General features: G+C 72.9%; 20 protein-coding genes. 19 read left to right on the top strand and 1 reads right to left on the bottom strand.

Annotation, left to right across the window (positions count from 1 at the left end):
- Window positions 1-104 precede the first annotated feature (104 nt).
- Genes flgB through ACFU8V_RS06160 form a run of 11 tightly spaced genes read left to right on the top strand, consistent with a single transcriptional unit; the run spans window position 105 to window position 9,101 of the window.
- Window positions 105-446: a flagellar basal body rod protein FlgB gene (gene flgB, locus ACFU8V_RS06210; protein ID WP_025104347.1), complete on the top strand. Its 342-nt coding sequence runs from the start codon at window positions 105-107 to the stop codon at window positions 444-446.
- A complete protein-coding gene (locus ACFU8V_RS06205) occupies window positions 443-838 on the top strand; it encodes a flagellar basal body rod protein FlgC (protein WP_025104348.1) in 396 nt (131 codons plus the stop codon). The genes flgB and ACFU8V_RS06205 overlap by 4 nt, the downstream gene beginning before the upstream one ends.
- Before the next feature lie 41 nt (window positions 839-879).
- Entirely contained in the window at window positions 880-1,140 is a 261-nt protein-coding gene (gene fliE, locus ACFU8V_RS06200; protein WP_051582258.1) for a flagellar hook-basal body complex protein FliE, read from the top strand.
- Entirely contained in the window at window positions 1,140-2,762 is a 1,623-nt protein-coding gene (fliF, locus tag ACFU8V_RS06195) for a flagellar basal-body MS-ring/collar protein FliF (protein ID WP_025104350.1), read from the top strand. Before fliE ends, fliF begins: the two co-directional genes overlap by 1 nt.
- Window positions 2,759-3,763 (top strand): flagellar motor switch protein FliG, encoded by a 1,005-nt coding sequence (gene fliG / locus ACFU8V_RS06190; protein WP_025104351.1) that lies wholly within the window; start codon window positions 2,759-2,761, stop codon window positions 3,761-3,763. Before fliF ends, fliG begins: the two co-directional genes overlap by 4 nt.
- On the top strand, window positions 3,753-4,361 hold the full coding sequence (locus tag ACFU8V_RS06185; RefSeq protein ID WP_025104352.1) for a FliH/SctL family protein: 609 nt from the start codon (window positions 3,753-3,755) through the stop codon (window positions 4,359-4,361). The genes fliG and ACFU8V_RS06185 overlap by 11 nt, the downstream gene beginning before the upstream one ends.
- Window positions 4,358-5,650 (top strand): FliI/YscN family ATPase, encoded by a 1,293-nt coding sequence (locus ACFU8V_RS06180; protein WP_025104353.1) that lies wholly within the window; start codon window positions 4,358-4,360, stop codon window positions 5,648-5,650. The genes ACFU8V_RS06185 and ACFU8V_RS06180 overlap by 4 nt, the downstream gene beginning before the upstream one ends.
- On the top strand, window positions 5,647-6,069 hold the full coding sequence (locus ACFU8V_RS06175) for a hypothetical protein (RefSeq protein WP_025104354.1): 423 nt from the start codon (window positions 5,647-5,649) through the stop codon (window positions 6,067-6,069). Before ACFU8V_RS06180 ends, ACFU8V_RS06175 begins: the two co-directional genes overlap by 4 nt.
- Entirely contained in the window at window positions 6,066-7,442 is a 1,377-nt protein-coding gene (locus ACFU8V_RS06170; protein WP_025104355.1) for a flagellar hook-length control protein FliK, read from the top strand. The genes ACFU8V_RS06175 and ACFU8V_RS06170 overlap by 4 nt, the downstream gene beginning before the upstream one ends.
- Before the next feature lie 14 nt (window positions 7,443-7,456).
- On the top strand, window positions 7,457-7,915 hold the full coding sequence (locus ACFU8V_RS06165) for a flagellar hook assembly protein FlgD (RefSeq protein WP_378869801.1): 459 nt from the start codon (window positions 7,457-7,459) through the stop codon (window positions 7,913-7,915).
- Between the two features lie 25 nt (window positions 7,916-7,940).
- Window positions 7,941-9,101 carry a flagellar hook protein FlgE gene (locus tag ACFU8V_RS06160; protein ID WP_025104357.1) on the top strand — a complete coding sequence of 387 codons (1,161 nt, stop codon included), beginning with the start codon at window positions 7,941-7,943 and terminating at the stop codon, window positions 9,099-9,101.
- 97 nt (window positions 9,102-9,198) lie between these two features.
- Here ACFU8V_RS06160 and ACFU8V_RS06155 read toward each other — a convergent pair whose 3' ends face one another.
- A complete protein-coding gene (locus ACFU8V_RS06155) occupies window positions 9,199-10,575 on the bottom strand; it encodes a M23 family metallopeptidase (protein ID WP_036292979.1) in 1,377 nt (458 codons plus the stop codon).
- A 217-nt stretch (window positions 10,576-10,792) separates the two neighbouring features.
- On the opposite strand from ACFU8V_RS06155, the gene ACFU8V_RS06150 reads away from it, so the two are divergent.
- Genes ACFU8V_RS06150 through fliQ form a run of 8 tightly spaced genes read left to right on the top strand, consistent with a single transcriptional unit; the run spans window position 10,793 to window position 15,851 of the window.
- A complete protein-coding gene (locus ACFU8V_RS06150) occupies window positions 10,793-11,047 on the top strand; it encodes a flagellar FlbD family protein (RefSeq protein WP_025104359.1) in 255 nt (84 codons plus the stop codon).
- Window positions 11,047-11,862: a motility protein A gene (locus ACFU8V_RS06145; protein WP_025104360.1), complete on the top strand. Its 816-nt coding sequence runs from the start codon at window positions 11,047-11,049 to the stop codon at window positions 11,860-11,862. The genes ACFU8V_RS06150 and ACFU8V_RS06145 overlap by 1 nt, the downstream gene beginning before the upstream one ends.
- The gene (locus ACFU8V_RS06140; protein ID WP_025104361.1) at window positions 11,859-12,668 is read left to right on the top strand and encodes a flagellar motor protein MotB; all 810 of its coding nucleotides are present in this window, start codon (window positions 11,859-11,861) and stop codon (window positions 12,666-12,668) included. Before ACFU8V_RS06145 ends, ACFU8V_RS06140 begins: the two co-directional genes overlap by 4 nt.
- Before the next feature lie 49 nt (window positions 12,669-12,717).
- Window positions 12,718-13,638: a flagellar motor switch protein FliM gene (locus ACFU8V_RS06135; protein ID WP_164498194.1), complete on the top strand. Its 921-nt coding sequence runs from the start codon at window positions 12,718-12,720 to the stop codon at window positions 13,636-13,638.
- Window positions 13,635-14,294: a flagellar motor switch protein FliN gene (gene fliN, locus ACFU8V_RS06130; RefSeq protein WP_378869796.1), complete on the top strand. Its 660-nt coding sequence runs from the start codon at window positions 13,635-13,637 to the stop codon at window positions 14,292-14,294. The genes ACFU8V_RS06135 and fliN overlap by 4 nt, the downstream gene beginning before the upstream one ends.
- Window positions 14,291-14,776, top strand: coding sequence for a FliO/MopB family protein (locus tag ACFU8V_RS06125; protein WP_378871804.1), 486 nt, complete (start codon window positions 14,291-14,293; stop codon window positions 14,774-14,776). The genes fliN and ACFU8V_RS06125 overlap by 4 nt, the downstream gene beginning before the upstream one ends.
- Window positions 14,773-15,582 carry a flagellar type III secretion system pore protein FliP gene (gene fliP / locus ACFU8V_RS06120; protein WP_378869793.1) on the top strand — a complete coding sequence of 270 codons (810 nt, stop codon included), beginning with the start codon at window positions 14,773-14,775 and terminating at the stop codon, window positions 15,580-15,582. Before ACFU8V_RS06125 ends, fliP begins: the two co-directional genes overlap by 4 nt.
- The gene (gene fliQ / locus ACFU8V_RS06115) at window positions 15,579-15,851 is read left to right on the top strand and encodes a flagellar biosynthesis protein FliQ (RefSeq protein WP_025104366.1); all 273 of its coding nucleotides are present in this window, start codon (window positions 15,579-15,581) and stop codon (window positions 15,849-15,851) included. Before fliP ends, fliQ begins: the two co-directional genes overlap by 4 nt.
- The last annotated feature ends 1 nt before the right edge of the window (window position 15,852 follow it).

The raw sequence follows: 15,852 nt of genomic DNA, 5'->3' as shown, positions 1-15,852 counted from the left end.
CCTAACGAAACCGCACGGACGGCCGACAGTCCCCCGAGAGCACGGATGGCTCGCAAGACTCGGCCAGGGAACGGCCACTTCACCCACACACGGGGAGCCGGTTCGTGTTCGACTCTGTGACCATCACCGCACTGACCAGTGCGCTGAACGGCCTCTCGCTGCGCCAGCGAGCCATCGCCGACAACATCGCCAACATCAACACCCCCGACTACCACGCCAAGCGCGTGCAGTTCGAGGCCGCGCTCGCCGACTCGATCGCCGCCGGTGACGGGGACGTGTCCGCCACGGTCGGGACATCGCTCGAGCCGACACGGCTGAACGGCAACAACGTGAACCTCGACACCGAGACCCTCTCCAGCATCGACACCATGCTCCGCTATCAGTTCGCGACGCAGGCCGTGAACGGATCGTTCTCCTCGATGCGCACCGCGATGAGGACGTCATGACCTTCGACGCCATCGGGATCGCCGGCACGGGACTGACCGTGCACCGGAAGTGGCTCGACGCCATCAGCGACAACATCGCCAACATCAACACCGCGACGTCGACCGACGGCGCGGCGTTCCGGGCGCGCTACATCCTGGCGCAGACCAGCGACCAGTCCCCCGGGGTCTACGTCGCCGGGACCGTCCAGGGCGACGCCGAGGGCCGGCTCGTGCACCAGCCCGACCACCCGCTCGCCGACGCCGACGGCTACGTGCGCTACCCCGACATCGACCTGGGAGACCAGATGAGCCAGCTGATCCTCGCGCAGCGCGGATACCAGGCGAGCGCGGCGATCGTGGACCGCGCCCGCACCTCCTACGAGGCGGCGCTGCAGATCGGGCGGAACGCGTGAGCGCCGTCGCCGGCATCGAGGCCGTCGCCTCGTCCCTCGGCATGACCACCTCGCCCGTGACGGGTGCGAAGACCGGCGACGACACGGCCTTCGCGAACAGCGTCACCGGGGCGATCGACGAGCTGCGCTCGCTGCAGTCCGAGTCCGACACCCTGAAGGTCGCCGCCGTGACCGGCGACCTCGACGACATCCACGCCGCGATGATCGCCTCGTCGCGCGCCGCGGTCACCCTCGAACTCGTCGCCGCCGTCCGCAACAAGGGCGTCGACGCGTTCAACGAGATCATGCGGATGCAGGCCTGATGCCCCCGGCAGTGACCGGGGCGTTCCAGCGGATGCGGCGGGTGATCGCCGGATTCTCGCTCGCGCAGCGGACCATCGCCATCATCGGCATCGCCGTGCTCGCACTCGGCATCATCGCCCTGTCCAGCTGGCTCACCCGCCCCACGTACACACCGCTGTTCTCGGGGCTGAACGCCACGGACGCGAACGCCGTGGTGGAGCAGCTGCGCTCCGCCTCCGTCCCCTACGAGCTCGCCGACGGCGGCGCCACCGTGCTCGTCCCCGAGAAGGACGTCTACGACCAGCGGCTCGCGGCCGCGTCCGCCGGACTGCCGAGCGCCGGATCGGCCGGGTACTCGCTGCTCGACGACATGGGCGTCACCACGAGCGAGTTCCAGCAGTCGGTCACCTACAAGCGCGCGATCGAGGGCGAGCTCGCCGCCACGATCTCCGCGATCGACGGCGTCTCCGCGGCCTCCGTGCAGCTCGCGATCCCCGAGGAGAGCGTCTTCGTGTCGGAGACCGTCGACGCGACGGCCTCCGTGTTCGTGGAGACCGCCGGACGCACGACGCTCGACCAGAAGCAGGTCGAGGCCATCGTGCACCTCACCTCGGCCGCCGTCAGCGGCATGAAGCCGGAGAACGTGGCCGTCGTCGACCAGACCGGGCGGACGCTGTCGACCGTGGGCGGCGGGGCCACCGGCGGCCTCGACCAGCAGGCGAGCGACTACGAGGCCCGCGTGGCCGCGAGCGTGCAGCAGATGCTGGACACCGTGGTCGGCCCGGGCAACGCGACCGTGACGGTGGTCGCCGAGATCGACCGCTCGGTGAACGAACGCGTCGAGGAGACGTACACGCCGGCCGAGGGCGCACCCCCTCTCACCGAAGAGGTCCGCGAGCAGAACAGCAACGGCTCCACCTCCGAAGCCGGGGTCCTGGGTCCGGACAACATCGCCGTGCCGAACGGGAACGGCGACGGCACCTACCGGTCCTCCGAGGAGACGCGCACCAACGCGGTGAACAAGGCCACGGAGAGCACGTCCACCCCCGCCGGAAACCTGCTGCGGCAGTCGGTGTCGGTCGCCGTGGACGCCGGCGCGGGCGGAGACCTCAGCTCCGCGCAGCTCAGCGACCTCGTCGCCACCGCAGCCGGCATCGACCGCACCCGCGGCGACGAACTCGCCGTCGAGCTCGTCGCGTTCAGCCAGACGGACGCCGAGGCCGCCCAGGCCGCGCTGCAGGCGGCGAAGGAGGCCGAAGAGGGCGCCCGTCAGGCCGCGCTCCTGAACACCGTCATCATCGCCGCTGCCATCGCCATCCCGCTCATCGCCGCGATCACCGCGCTGATCATCCGGTCCCGACGGAAGGCGGCGGGTGTGGAGGAGTTCGACCAGCTCTTCGGTGACCGGCCCGCCGAGCTCGCCGCGCTCTCCGCCGACGCACCGACGGCCGTGCTGGAGGCGCCGACAACCCCGCTCGCCTTCCTCGAGCCGGTGCCGGATCTCGACCCGGACCCCGAGCCCGAGCCCGCGCAGATCAGCCTCGAGCGCCGCCGTGCCGAGATCGACGCCCTCACCCGGCAGGACCCGCAGCGCACGGCCGAGCTGCTGCGCACGCTCATCGACGACAGGTCACGGGCATGAGCGGACTCACCGATCGGCAGACGGCCGCCATCGTCCTCATGAACCTCGACCGCGCGCAGGCCGTCGAGGTCATGAAGCATCTCTCGGAGACCGAGGCCGAGGCCGTCGCCACCGAGATCATCGGGCTGCAGGACCTCGATGCGGAGACGACCGCCCAGGCGCTGGGACAGTTCCATCGCATCGCGGCCGGGCACCTGCCCCCGGCCCGCGGCGGGCGCGACATCGCCGCCGGGCTCCTGGAGGCCTCCTTCGGGTCGGAGCGGGCGGCCGCCGTGCTCGGCCGCGTGGGCTCCACGTCGATGAGCGCCTCGTTCGACTTCCTCGCCTCCGCCGACGCCGCCCATCTCGCCACGCTCCTGGACGGCGAGCTGCCGCAGACCGTCGCACTCGTGCTCGCGCACCTCCCCGCCGATCAGGCCGCCGCCGTGCTCGCCGCGCTGCCCGACCCCGCCCGGACCGACGTCGCGCAGGCCATCGCCACCATGGGCACCGCCTCCCAGGAGGCCATCGCCATCGTCGCCGACGCCCTCAAGGCGCGGACCGGCAGCCTCGCGTCGCGGGACAGCCCCGAGGTGCTCGGCGGCGTCGAGCCGCTCGTGGAGATCATCGGCCGCTCGGGGGCCACCATCGAGAAGGCCCTGCTGGCGAGCATCGAGGACCGCGACAGCGCCCTCGCGGAGGACATCCGCTCGCGCATGTTCACGTTCGCGGACATCGTCAAGCTCGACGACCGGGACACCCAGCGCGTGCTGCGGGGCATGGACATCCGGTCGCTGGCGCTGGCCCTCAAGGGCGCCCAGCAGCCGATCGTCGACCTCATCCGCCGCAACGTGTCCGAGCGCAACCGCGAGAACCTCGACGAGGAGGCCAGGTCGCTGGGCCCCGTGCGCGTCTCCCAGGTCGAGGAGGCGCGGGCTGAGATCGTCCGCACGATCCGGGCGCTGGAGGCCGCCGGGGACATCACCGTGCAGCGGGCCGACGAGGACGAGTATGTCTACTGACGCCTTCGCCCCCGCCGCGTTCCCCCGGCTCGGCGGCTCGGACCACCGCGGGGAGCAGGAGCGCGCGCGCCGCCGCGGGTACGCCGAGGGCCACGCCGCGGGCTTCCGGGCGGGCACGGCCGACGCCGAAGCCGCGCACCGCGCCGCCGCGGCCGAGCAGGCGGAGCGGGAGCGCCATCGCGCCGAGGAGATGGCCGCCGCGGTGGCGGCCCTGCACGCCGCGGCACGCTCCCTGGCGGAGCGGGAGGCGGAACTGGAGGCCGCCGCGACGACCCAGGTGCTCTCCCACGCGATCGACCTCGCGGAGCTCCTCCTCGCGGCCGAGCTGAGCGATGCGGGCACCGCGGCGGCCGCTGCGGCCCGCCGCGCCCTGAGCGCGACCGCGCCGGCCGCGGTACGCAGCCTCCGCGTCCATCCGGAGGATCTCCGGCTCCTCGCCGCGGAGACCGGAGACGACCTCGCCGCATTCCCGCTCGTCGCCGACGACACCCTCGCCCGCGGCGACGCCGTGGCCGTGCTCGCGCACGGCGTCATCGACGCGAGGGTCGGGACGGCGTTCGAGCGCGCGCGCCGCGCCCTCGCGGAGGGCACGCCGTGAGCTCCTGGGCGGCGGTGCTCGAGGCGGCGCGGCCGGAGCGCATCGGCGAGGTCTCCCAGGTGCGCGGACTCAGCGTGCAGGTGCGCGGGCTCGACGGCGCCATCGGGGACGTGGTGACGCTCGACGGCATCGACGCCGAGGTCGTGGCGACGGGCGAAGACGGGCTGCGCTGCATGCCGCTCGCCCCGGTCGCCGGACTCATCGTTGGCGCCCCGGTGCGCGGCCGGGGCGGCCCGGTGCGCGTTCCCACCGGACGCGCGCTGCTGGGCCGGGTCCTGGACGGCCTCGGGCGTCCCATCGACGGCAAGGGTCCGCTCGCGGCGCCGCAGGTGAGCCTGGATCACGACACCCCCTCGATCATGGAGCGCGATCGCATCGACACCCCGCTCCCCCTCGGCGTGCGCGCGCTCGACACCCTCGTCAGCGTCGGCCGAGGTCAGCGCGTCGGCCTGTTCGCGGGATCGGGCGTGGGCAAGTCGTCGCTGCTGTCGATGATCGCGCGCGGCACCGAGGCCGAGGTCACCGTCATCGCCCTCGTCGGCGAGCGGGGCCGCGAGGTGCGCGAGTTCATCGAGGACGACCTGGGCCCGGAGGGACTCGCCCGCTCGGTCGTCGTCGTCTCCACTTCCGACCAGCCGGCGATGGCCCGCATCCGCGCCGCGTTCACCGCCACCCGGATCGCGGAGGCCTTCCGCGACGACGGGGCGCACGCGATCCTCATGATGGACTCGCTGACCCGCGTCGCCATGGCCCAGCGCGAGATCGGGCTCTCCGCGGGCGAGCCCCCGGCCACCCGCGGCTACCCGCCCTCCACCTTCTCGCTCCTCGCCGGGCTGCTGGAACGCGCCGGCACCGACCGCGCCGGCTCCATCACGGGCATCTACACCGTGCTCGTCGACGGCGACGACCACAACGAGCCGATCGCCGACGCGGTCCGCTCCATCCTCGACGGCCACGTCGTACTCGACCGCGCCCTCGCCCTCGCCGGTCACCACCCCGCCATCGACGTCCTCGGGTCCGTGTCCCGCGTGGCCGGCAAGATCACGAGCCGGGAGCGCCGCGCACAGGCGGCCACCCTCCGCGCCGTGCTCGCGGCCCGACGCCGGGCGAACGACCTCATCGACATCGGCGCCTATCACGCCGGCGCCGACGCCCGTATCGACGCGGCGATCGCCCATGAACGGCCGATCTCGGCGTTCCTCACCCAGCCGCTCGACGAGACGAGCGCGATCGACGACTCCTGGGCCCGCCTGGAGAGCCTCGTCTCCGCCTTCGAGGGGGTCTCATGAGCAGAGGGTTCTCGCTCGCCGGTCTCCTGCGCGTCCGGGAGATCCAGGAACGCGCCGCCGCGCAGCGTCTGTCGCGCGCGGTGATCGACGCGCAGCACACCGAGGCCAGGGACCGGGCACTGCGCGCGCACCTTGCCGGCACGGACACGGAGGCCGTGGACGTCCGTGCGCTGGCGGCGCTCGCGGCGGCCCGGGTCTCCGGCCGGGCGCTGCTGGCCGACCTCACGACGCTGTCGGCCCTCCAGCAGGAGACGGTCGCGGAGGCACGGTCCGCGCACGCCGACGCCCGGCGCACGCTGCGCGGCCTCGAGCGTCTCGCGGACGGCCACGCCGAGGCGGTACGCGCCGCCGACCTGCACGCCGAGCAGGCGGAGCTGGACGAGATCGCCTCCCGCTCCCGGACGGAGGGCTCGGCATGACCGCTCTCGACCTCCTCGCGGCGCTCGACGTGCGCCCCCCGCGCTCCGCAGCCCCGGCCGGCCGCGGCGGCGCCCCCGGAGCCGCCGCCTTCGCCGACGCCGTGCGCGATGCCGCGCGGGAGACGGAGCCGGCCGGCCCCACGTCGCCCGAGGACCCCGCGACCGACGCAGCGCCGAGGAGCGACGGCACCGCGGCCGTTCCCGCCGACGGTGCCGTCGCCACGCCGCTTCCGCTCCCGGCCCCGTCGCCCTCCGGGTCGGTGGTCGCGCCGCCCGCGATCCCGACTGTCGTTCCGCCGGACGCCGGCCCGACGGTGGTTCCGACGCCGCCCGAGGGAGAGCAGACTCCGGCGACTCCGTCTCCGGCACCTCCGTCTCCGGCGGGTCCGGCCATCTCCGGCACCGACGCGCTCCCCCTGCCCGCCGTCGACTCCGCCTCCCCCGCGGCGACGCCTCCTCATGCGGAGGCGGTGCCCACGGCGGCCGGCATGGCACCGGTCGACGCACCGGTCGACGCCGGAGCGGTCCGGTCGGCCCCCGCTCTCGCGTCGTCGGCGCCATCGACCGCGCCTCCGACGACCGGAGCGGTCGTGCCGTCCCCGCCCTCCTCGTCCATCGAGGCAGCGGCGGGCGCGCGTACCGGCGAGGACGGCGGGACGAGCGCAGGATCGGACGGCAGGACGTCCCACCTCGCCGGGCCGGCGCCGGACGGAGCGACGGCCACGCTCGCGCTCCCGACCGAGGCCCCGACCGTCCCCGAGACCCCCTCCGTGTCCGGGACGCCCTCCATCCCGGTGCCGTCCGCCGCCACCCCCGCAGGCTCGAGCGCCGTCGACCCGGTCGCAGCCGGGTCCACGCCCGCGCCGAGCCCGGTCGCCGCCACGGCCACCGCGCCCGTCACGCCGCCGAGCGCCGTCCCCGCGCCGGTCCGACCGGCCCTGCTCCCCCAGGTGGCGGCTCCGGTGCTGTCCCTGGCCCAGGCCCCCGACGGCGATCACCGGATCACGCTCACCGTCTCGCCGGAGAACCTCGGTCCCGTCACCGTGCGGGCCCACATCGCCGGCTCCACCCTGCGCATCGAGCTGCAGGCCCCGAGCGAGATCGGCAGGGACGCCCTGCGCGCCCTCCTCGTCGATCTCCGCCGGGACCTCGCGGTCGCCGCGCCGCACGCCACCCTGAGCCTCAGCACCGGGGACGGCTCGTCCTCCTCGCCCCAGCACGGCGCGACGACGCACGGCCAGACCGGGAACGGCGACCCGGACACCCCGCGCCCGCCGACCACCCCGCGTCCCCCGGCCTCGGCGCCGACCGCTTCCCCGCCCCCGCCCGCACCGCCCGCCGCGCCCACCGGCGGCATCGACGTCTACGCCTGATCAGAGAGGACTCCATGACCACGGTCGACTCCATCACCGGCACCCTGCCCCCGGGTGCCACGCCGACGTCCGGTGTGCAGACCGGCAGCACGACGCCGGCGACAGAGCGCAAGAAGACCCTCGACTCGGAGGTGTTCCTCAAGCTGCTCGTGACCCAGCTCACCAACCAGGATCCGAGCTCGCCGATGAACACCAACGAGATGATCTCCCAGACGACGCAGCTCGCCTCGATGGAACAGCTGACGGCGCTCGCCTCGACCAGCACCGAGAGCTTCGCCCTCAGCATGCGGCAGACCGCCGCCGCCCTCCTCGGGCAGGAGGCGCAGTACGTCGACGCCGGCGGTGTCACCCAGAAGGGCGTCGTCACCGCGGTCTCCTACGCGGGAGCCGTCCCCACCGTGACCATCGGCGAGAAGTCGATCCCCCTCGACGCGATCTCCGGCGTCTCCCTCGTCCCCGGCACCGCTGCCTGACCCCGCTCCCCAGAAAGGCACCACCATGCTCCGTTCCCTCTTCTCCGGAATCTCCGGACTCCGCTCGCACCAGACCATGCTCGACGTCACGGGCAACAACATCGCCAACGTCAACACGACCGGCTTCAAGGCGTCCTCCGTGCAGTTCCAGGACTCCCTCTCCCAGCTCCTGCGCAACTCGATGCTGCCGCAGCAGGCGGCCGGCGGGCAGAACCCCGCCCAGGTCGGACTCGGCGTGCAGGTCGCCGGCATCAGCACCAACTTCGCCGGAGGAGCCCCGCAGCCGACCGGCGTCCCCACCGACCTGATGATCTCGGGCGACGGCTTCTTCGTCGTCCGCTCCGGCGGCGAGACCCTCTACACCCGCAACGGCGGCTTCACCTTCGACGCGAGCGGCCGTCTCGTCGGTGCCGGCGGAGCCCTCGTCCAGGGCTGGACCGCGACCAACGGGGCGATCGTCCCCGGTCAGGGCATCGGGGACATCACGCTCCCCGTCGGCGCCCTCAGCCCCGCGGCCGCCACCACCACCGCGCGCGCCACCGGCAACCTGCCCTCCGGTGCTGCGGTCGGCGAGACGCTCGTGCGCGACATCAAGACCTACGGCGCCGACGGCTCCGCGTCCACCCTGCGGCTGACGTTCACGCGCAGCGCGACCGGGTGGGACGTCACCGACGGGGCGGGTGCGAGCACCGCACTGACCTTCACCGACGGGGTGCAGAACGGCGCCGGGAGCATCGTGTCGGGCGGCGTCACCGTCGACCTGTCCGGTGTGACCGGCTTCGCCGACGTCAACGACATCGCGATCAAGGAGCAGAACGGCAAGCCGGCGGGCACGCTGAGCTCCTACGCCCTGACGAACGACGGCAGCCTCGTCGGCACCTTCAGCAACGGCGACACCCAGGTGCTGGCACGCATCGCGCTGGCCGGGTTCGTGAACCCCGGCGGCTTGGAGAAGGTGGGCTCCTCGCAGTTCCGTCCGAGCGGCAACTCCGGTCAGGCCGAGCTCGGACAACCGGGCACCGGCGGCCTGGGCGGCATCATCAGCGGCGCGCTCGAGATGTCCAACGTCGACCTCTCGCAGGAGTTCACCAACCTCATCGTCGCGCAGCGCGGCTTCCAGGCCAACGCCCGCATCATCACCACGAGCGACGAGGTGCTGCAGGAGCTCACGAACCTCAAGCGCTGACCCCTCCCGAGACCCCGTCTTCGCGTCGAGGCCCCGCCCTATCCACGTGGATACGGCGGGGCCTCGACGATAAAGCGGGGTCTCGCGGCGTTGTGGGTCAGACGTAGATGCCGCGCTGCTCCATGAAGAGCACGGGGTTGGTGTACCCACCGTTGATGTAGACCTCGAAGTGCAGGTGGCAGCCGAACGAGCGTCCCGTGTCGCCGGCGTAGGCGATGACCTGACCGGACTGCACCCACTGCCCGCTGCGGACGATGATGCCGCCCGGCTTGATGTGCGCGTACCCCGTGCTGACGCCGCCGCCGTGCTGGATGCGCACGTAGTTGCCGTAGTTGCCGTTCGGGCCGGCGTAGTCCACCGTCCCGGAGTTCGCGGCGTAGATCGCGGCGCCGCAGCCGTTGGCGAGGTCGGCCCCGTAGTGGAAGCTCGACGAGCAGCCCTGTGGACCGCAGATGGGCGTGCGCGGACCGTAGCTCGAGCTCCGCGCCCCGCCGTGCGGGCGCACCCAGCCGCCGTTGCCCGGCGTGCCACCGCCGCCGCCACCGCCACCACCGCCGCCGCTCGTCCCGCGGCCGGCCGCAGCCGCCGCCGCGGCAGCAGCCGCCGCCTCGCGCTTGCGACGGGCTTCCTCCTCGCGCCGCCGTGCCTCCACGCCCGCCTGGTACCCCGCGACCGTCTTGGTCGTGGTGTCCTTGAGCGCCGCCAGCTGGGCCTTGAGGGTCTCGAGGTTCGCCGCCTGCTCGTCGAGCGCGGCCTGGGCCGCGTCCGCCGCCTGCTGCGCCGCGACCATCTTCTGCTCGGCGACCTGCTGCAGGCGGTCGCGCTCGTCCCTGGCGACCTGCGCCTGCGCGGTCAGAGCCTGCGCGGTGTTGCGCGCCGAGACGGCGTTGTCGTAGGTGGTCTGGTTGTACTCGAGGAACTTGTTCATGGTGCCGAGCCGCGACAGCAGCTCGTCGGCGTTGGCTCCCGACCCGGCGAAGAACAGCTCCAGTGCGGTGTCGTCGCCGCCGCTGCGGTAGAGCTGGGCCGCGATCTGGCCGGCCTTCTTCGCGGTCTCGTCGGCGAGCGCCGCCTTCTCGTCGGCCTGGGCCTGCAGGGCGTCCGCCTCGGTGATCGCGGCGAAGTAGGCCTGCTGCGCCTCGAAGAACTCGTCGGACGCGACCTGTGCCGCCGCCTGGGTCTCCGCGACCTTGCGCTCCAACGACTGGATCAGCCCCTGGATCCGGCTGACCTCGCCGGCCTTGGCCGCCTCGTTGTTCTTCGCGCGCTGCACGTCGTCCCAGCTCGGGTACGACGCGGCATGCGCGGCCGTGACCCCCGAACCGACGCCGAAGGCGGCGAGCGCGACGACGCCCAGCGCGCCGATCCCGAAGGCATGGCGCCGGCTGACCGGCTGGTTCCACAGCGCGCCGCGTTCGGCAGCGGTCGGCGCGCAGCCGCACTCCTCGGCCGCCGTCGCCGCGGCCTTCTCCACGTTCCGATCCCGCACAAGGCTCCCTTCGCCCGCTGCTCATCGTCCCCCGCCCCTGGTCCCTATCGGCGACGACGCGCCCGCCGTGAGAAAGATCCCGCTCGGTCCGACCCCGCGCTAACGCGGCGCAGCACCCGGCCGACAGTCCTCTCCGACAGCCCAGGACGGGCCGTCGGTTCCCCGCTCTCGGGCGGGGCGAGCTTTTTCCAGGATGGAGCCCATGATCGTCCTCACGCGCCTGAACCGTTCCCGGTTCGCGGTGAACCCCGACCTGATCGAACGTGTCCAGGCCACGCCGGACACGACGATCATGATGGTCGACGGCGCGACCTTCGTCGTCACGGAGACGATGGACGACGTGATCGCCCGGATCACCCGCTTCCGCGCCGGGATCCTCGCGACCGCGGCCGCACTGGTCGCGGCCGGCGACGAGGTCGGCGCTCCCGCCGTATCCGTCACGGGAGGGGACGCCTGATGGATCCGTCTCTCATCCTCGGGCTCGTCCTCGCGTTCGGCGCCCTCATCGCCATGATCAACCTGGAGGGCGCGACGATCGGGTCGCTCCTCCTGCCCGCGCCGATGGTGCTCGTCTTCGGCGCCACGATCGCGGTCGGGCTGGCCAGCGGCACGCTGCGCGACGCCCTGCACGCCGTGAAGTCCCTCCCCCGCGCGTTCCGCGGGGAGCGCCGCACCGCGCAGAGCACCATCGACACGGTCGTCGGCTACGCGGAGAAGGCCCGCGCCGAAGGGCTCCTGGCGCTGGAGCAAGGGCTGGACGAGGAGAAGGATCCGTTCCTGCGGCAGGCCCTGCAGAGCATCGCCGACGGGACCGACGCGGAAGACCTCCGCGTACTGCTCGAGGACGAGCTGTCGTCCACGGCCGCCCGGAACCGTACCGCCTCCCGCTTCTACATGACCCTCGGCGGCTTCGCCCCGACGGTCGGCATCATCGGCACGGTCGTCTCCCTCACCCACGTGCTGGAGAAGCTCGACAAGCCGGACACGCTCGGACCCATGATCGCCGCCGCCTTCGTCGCCACGCTGTGGGGCCTGCTGTCGGCGAACTTCATCTGGCTCCCGATCGGCGGCCGCCTGCAGCGTCTGGGCGAGCTGGAGCTCGAGCGCATGACGGTGCTCATGGAGGGCATGCTCGCCGTCCAGGCCGGCGCCGCCCCCGCGCACGTCCGCGAGCGCCTGAGCGCGCTCGTCTCCGACCGTTCCCCCGGCCGCTCCCGCCGCCGCGAGCAGCCGGCGGAGGCGGCGGCCGAGCACGAGGACCTCTTCTCATGAGCGTGCGCACCCGACGCCGCGTCCAGGAGTCCGAGCACAGCGGGCCGGACGAGCGCTGGATGGCGTCCTACCTCGACATGGTGACGGTGCTGATGTGCATGTTCATCGTGCTCTTCGCCATGTCGACCGTCGACCAGGAGAAGTTCGAGGCCCTGAGCGCGTCCCTCGCGACCGGCTTCGGCCAGGAGCCCTCCGACGACATCGACGTGACCAGCGGCGTCGTCGTGCCGCCCGAGCTCGTGGACGACGAGGGCGAGGACTTCGCCGACACCGGGCTGGAGGCCGCCCAGCGCGAGTTCGACGAGCTCTCCGCCCTCCGCGAGCGCCTGCGCCAGGTGCTGGCGGACCGGGGGCTCGAAGCCGACGTCACCTTCACGATCGACGAGCGCGGTCTGACCATCGGACTCGTGAGCGCGGAGACCTTCTTCACCACCAACAGCACGGACCTCAGCCCGGCCGCGACGCAGGTGCTCGATGCGCTCGGGTCGGTCCTCGTCTCGGCCCCCAACGAGATCTCGGTGGAGGGGCACGCGGACGCCCGCGGCTCGGTCGCCCCCTTCCCGACCAACTGGGAGCTCTCCGCCGGGCGCTCCACGCAGGTGCTGCGCTACCTCGTGGAGGCCGCCGGCCTGCCCCCTGCCCACCTCAAGTCCGTCGGGTTCGGCGACACCCGCCCGGTCGCCGCCGGCAGCACGCCGGAGCAGCTCGCGGAGAACCGCCGGGTGGACATCGTCATCCTCTCCGATGCCAGCGAGGAGGTGCGAGCGCTGATCCCGGCCGCGGGTGCCGCGCAGACCTCCCCCTGACCCGTCCCTAACGCACGCCGCTCACCGCCCGATAGTCGGGTTCGTGGTGATGGATGACGGCGTGCGCTCTCGGGCGCGCGCGGAGACGGCGATCGCCGACGTCGAGGTCTACGACTTCGGACGCGCGGCGACGCTGTCGCGCGAGCACGCCCGCACCCTGGAGCTCGCGTTCGAGACGTTCGCCCGGCAGTGGTCGGCCCAGCTCTCCGGCAAGATCCACGTGCGCGCCACCATCGCCGTCGAGCACGTCGGCATGCTCACGTACGGCGAGTACGCGCAGTCGCTTCCCACCACGACGACCATGATCGTGTGCGCGCTCCCCGATTCGGACGAGCGCATGATCGTCCAGGTGCCGATCCCGACCGCGACCTCGTGGATCGTGCAGATGGTGGGAGGACGATCGACGTCCACCGCCGAGGACCGCACCTTCACCCCGATCGAGCAGGCGCTGATCCGATCGCTGATCGCCGACGCCATCGACCACCTCACCGGCAGTCTCGACGGCCTGCTGCCCGCCGGGGTGGCCGTCGCCGGCATCCAGTACAGCTCCCAGTTCGCGCAGGTGGCCGCCGCCGGGGAGCCGGTGATCGTCGCCCGCCTGTCGATGCGCCACGGCGGCCGGACGGTGCCCGCCAGCATCATGCTCCCCGCGTCGGTCCTCGCCGGGTTCGCGGTACGCGCCTCCGACGCCGACCGCACCGAGACCCCGGGACTGGTCCGGCGGCAGGTGGAAGCCGCCCCGGTCGAGGTGGCGCTGCGGCTGGCCCCCCGCACGGTGCTCCCCCGCGAGGTGCTCGATCTCGCCGTCGGCGACCTGCTGCCCCTGCCGCACGCCGCCGACCGTCCCCTGCTCCTCACCGTGGGCGACCAGACGGTCGCGACCGCCGCCGTCGGCAGCGCGGGCGCCCGGCTCGCCTGCGTCGTGACCGCCACCGTCCCCGAAACCGCCCCCGCTCAGGAGTCCGCGTGATCAGCACCACCGCTTACGAGTCCGCCGTCGCCGCCGCGTTCGCGGCCCGGCTGCCCACCGCCGCACCGGTCACCGCGCGCGCCTCGCAGGTGTCCGGCGACACCGGCGACGCGGTGGTCGCGCAGTTCGTCGGCGAGGCGAGCGCCCAGCTCGCCGTGCAGCTCCTCGACGCCGACGTGCTCGTCGACGGCCTCGGGGACCGCCCGCTCACCGACCGGCTGCTGGACGCGCTCGAGGCCGCGGCGACCGCCCTCGGTCCGGGCCTGCTCGGCGAGGCCGCGGTCGGCGACGCCTCGGCCGTCTTCGCCGACCCGCAGACCCAGCTCTTCGACCTCGTGGACCACACCGAGCGGACCATCGGCCGCCTCGCCGTGCGGATCACCCACCGCCCCGCGCGCCCGACCGGGGCCGACGGCCGCCTGCACCGCATCGCGGGCGTCGAGATGGAGCTGACGGTGGAGATCGGCCGCACCCGCATGGCCGTCCGCGACGTGCTCGACCTCGAGCCCGGCCGCATCGTCGAGCTCGATCGCTCCGCGGGCGCCCCCGCCGACGTCAAGCTCAACGGCCGCACGATCGCGCACGGCGAGGTCGTCGTCGTCGATCAGGACTACGCGGTGCGGATCACCCGCATCCTCGAGAACGTCGAGGCCTGACCCTGGACGACCTCCTGCTCGCGCTGCGGGTCGGGCTGTCGCTCGCCGCCGTCCTCGGGCTGCTCTGGTTCCTGCAGCGCCGGGTCTCGAAGACCCAGGCGCGGCGCCGCGACGCCGAGGCGATCACGGTGCTCGGGCGGCAGGGCATCGGTCCGAAGGCGCAGCTCGTGGTCGTGCAGACCGACGACGCCCGCTACGTGCTCGGGGTCACCGAGCACGGTGTGAGCGTGGTCGACCGCCTTCCCCTGCGGCCGGAGCCCGCGGAGTCCGAGGAGGGGCGCCCGCCGGCCACCCGCACGGCCGACGACGCCGAGTTCGACCGCATCCTCGCCGCCGCCGCACTCACGAGCGCGCCGCCGGCGGTCGCCCCGGTCCCGGAACTCCGTCGCCGCGTGCGGCACCGCAACGACCCGCTCCGCGGCTCCATCCTCTCCCCCGACACCTGGCGGCAGACCGCCGAGGCCCTCCGGCGCGCACGATGACCGCGACCCGTGCCGTCGATCGCGGTCGCGCCTCGCGGCTGCTCGTCCTCGTCGCGGTCGCGATCCTCCTCGCCGTCGTCCTCATCGCCCTCACCGGCACCGCCGCGCACGCGGAGGTCACCCCGGACGACGGCGAGGGCGTGACGATCGACATCAACGGCATCGACGGCGGCCCGTCCGGCTCGATCCTCACCCTCCTGGGGATCACCCTGCTGTCGGTGGCCCCCGCGCTGCTGCTGATGATGACGTCGTTCACGAAGATCTTCGTCGTGCTCGCCATGACCAGGAACGCGCTGTCCCTCCCGACGATCCCGCCGAACCAGGTGCTCGCGGGCCTGTCGCTGTTCCTCTCGCTGTTCATCATGTGGCCCGTGCTGACCGAGATCAACACGCTCGCCGTGCAGCCGTACGTCGACGGGGCGCTCACGTTCACGCAGGCCGTGGACGTCGGGCAGGCCCCCCTGCGGGAGTGGATGCTGCACTACACGCGCGAGGAGGACCTCGCGCTGATGACCCGGATGGCCGGGCAGGACAATCCGGAGGACGCCGCGAGCGTGCCGATGTACACGCTCATCCCCGCGTTCATGATCTCGGAGCTGCGGGCCGCCTTCATCATCGGCTTCGTGATCTTCGTGCCGTTCCTCGTGATCGACCTCGTCGTGGCGGCGGCGCTGATGTCGATGGGCATGATGATGCTCCCACCGGTCATGATCTCGCTGCCGTTCAAGATCCTGCTGTTCATCCTCGTCGACGGGTGGGGGCTCATCATCAAAGCGCTCCTGGAGAGCTACGGAGGTGTGGGATGAGTCCCGAAGCCGTCCTCGACATCGGTGCCCAGGGGCTGCTGATCGCCGCCAAGCTCGCCGCCCCGATGCTCATCACCGCGCTCGTGGTGGGCTTCGCGATCTCGCTGCTGCAGTCCATCACCCAGGTGCAGGAGGTGACGCTGTCGTTCGTGCCGAAGATCGTCGCGGTGGGCATCGCCCTGCTCATCGCGGGGAACTGGATGATCGCCGAGATCATCGCCTTCACGAACGAGATGTTCGCCCGCATCCCGTCGCTGCTGAGCGGATGAG

This window comes from Microbacterium sp. NPDC057658 (assembly GCF_042799975.1).
GTDB lineage: Bacteria > Actinomycetota > Actinomycetes > Actinomycetales > Microbacteriaceae > Microbacterium.
The sequence above is the reverse complement of the archived record's forward strand: the minus strand, read 5'-3'. Positions and strand labels throughout refer to the sequence as shown.

Excerpts from the sequence above, each read along its gene's own strand:
- ACFU8V_RS06175 (WP_025104354.1), top strand. The coding sequence starts at position 5,647 with ATGAGCAGAGGGTTCTCGCTCGCCGGTCTCCTGCGCGTCCGGGAGATC.
- ACFU8V_RS06185 (WP_025104352.1), top strand. The coding sequence starts at position 3,753 with ATGTCTACTGACGCCTTCGCCCCCGCCGCGTTCCCCCGGCTCGGCGGC.
- ACFU8V_RS06150 (WP_025104359.1), top strand. The coding sequence starts at position 10,793 with ATGATCGTCCTCACGCGCCTGAACCGTTCCCGGTTCGCGGTGAACCCC.
- fliF (WP_025104350.1), top strand. The coding sequence starts at position 1,140 with ATGCCCCCGGCAGTGACCGGGGCGTTCCAGCGGATGCGGCGGGTGATC.
- ACFU8V_RS06135 (WP_164498194.1), top strand. The coding sequence starts at position 12,718 with ATGGATGACGGCGTGCGCTCTCGGGCGCGCGCGGAGACGGCGATCGCC.
- fliP (WP_378869793.1), top strand. The coding sequence starts at position 14,773 with ATGACCGCGACCCGTGCCGTCGATCGCGGTCGCGCCTCGCGGCTGCTC.
- fliG (WP_025104351.1), top strand. The coding sequence starts at position 2,759 with ATGAGCGGACTCACCGATCGGCAGACGGCCGCCATCGTCCTCATGAAC.
- ACFU8V_RS06160 (WP_025104357.1), top strand. The coding sequence starts at position 7,941 with ATGCTCCGTTCCCTCTTCTCCGGAATCTCCGGACTCCGCTCGCACCAG.
- ACFU8V_RS06205 (WP_025104348.1), top strand. The coding sequence starts at position 443 with ATGACCTTCGACGCCATCGGGATCGCCGGCACGGGACTGACCGTGCAC.
- ACFU8V_RS06145 (WP_025104360.1), top strand. The coding sequence starts at position 11,047 with ATGGATCCGTCTCTCATCCTCGGGCTCGTCCTCGCGTTCGGCGCCCTC.
- fliE (WP_051582258.1), top strand. The coding sequence starts at position 880 with ATGACCACCTCGCCCGTGACGGGTGCGAAGACCGGCGACGACACGGCC.
- ACFU8V_RS06170 (WP_025104355.1), top strand. The coding sequence starts at position 6,066 with ATGACCGCTCTCGACCTCCTCGCGGCGCTCGACGTGCGCCCCCCGCGC.
- fliQ (WP_025104366.1), top strand. The coding sequence starts at position 15,579 with ATGAGTCCCGAAGCCGTCCTCGACATCGGTGCCCAGGGGCTGCTGATC.
- ACFU8V_RS06165 (WP_378869801.1), top strand. The coding sequence starts at position 7,457 with ATGACCACGGTCGACTCCATCACCGGCACCCTGCCCCCGGGTGCCACG.
- ACFU8V_RS06140 (WP_025104361.1), top strand. The coding sequence starts at position 11,859 with ATGAGCGTGCGCACCCGACGCCGCGTCCAGGAGTCCGAGCACAGCGGG.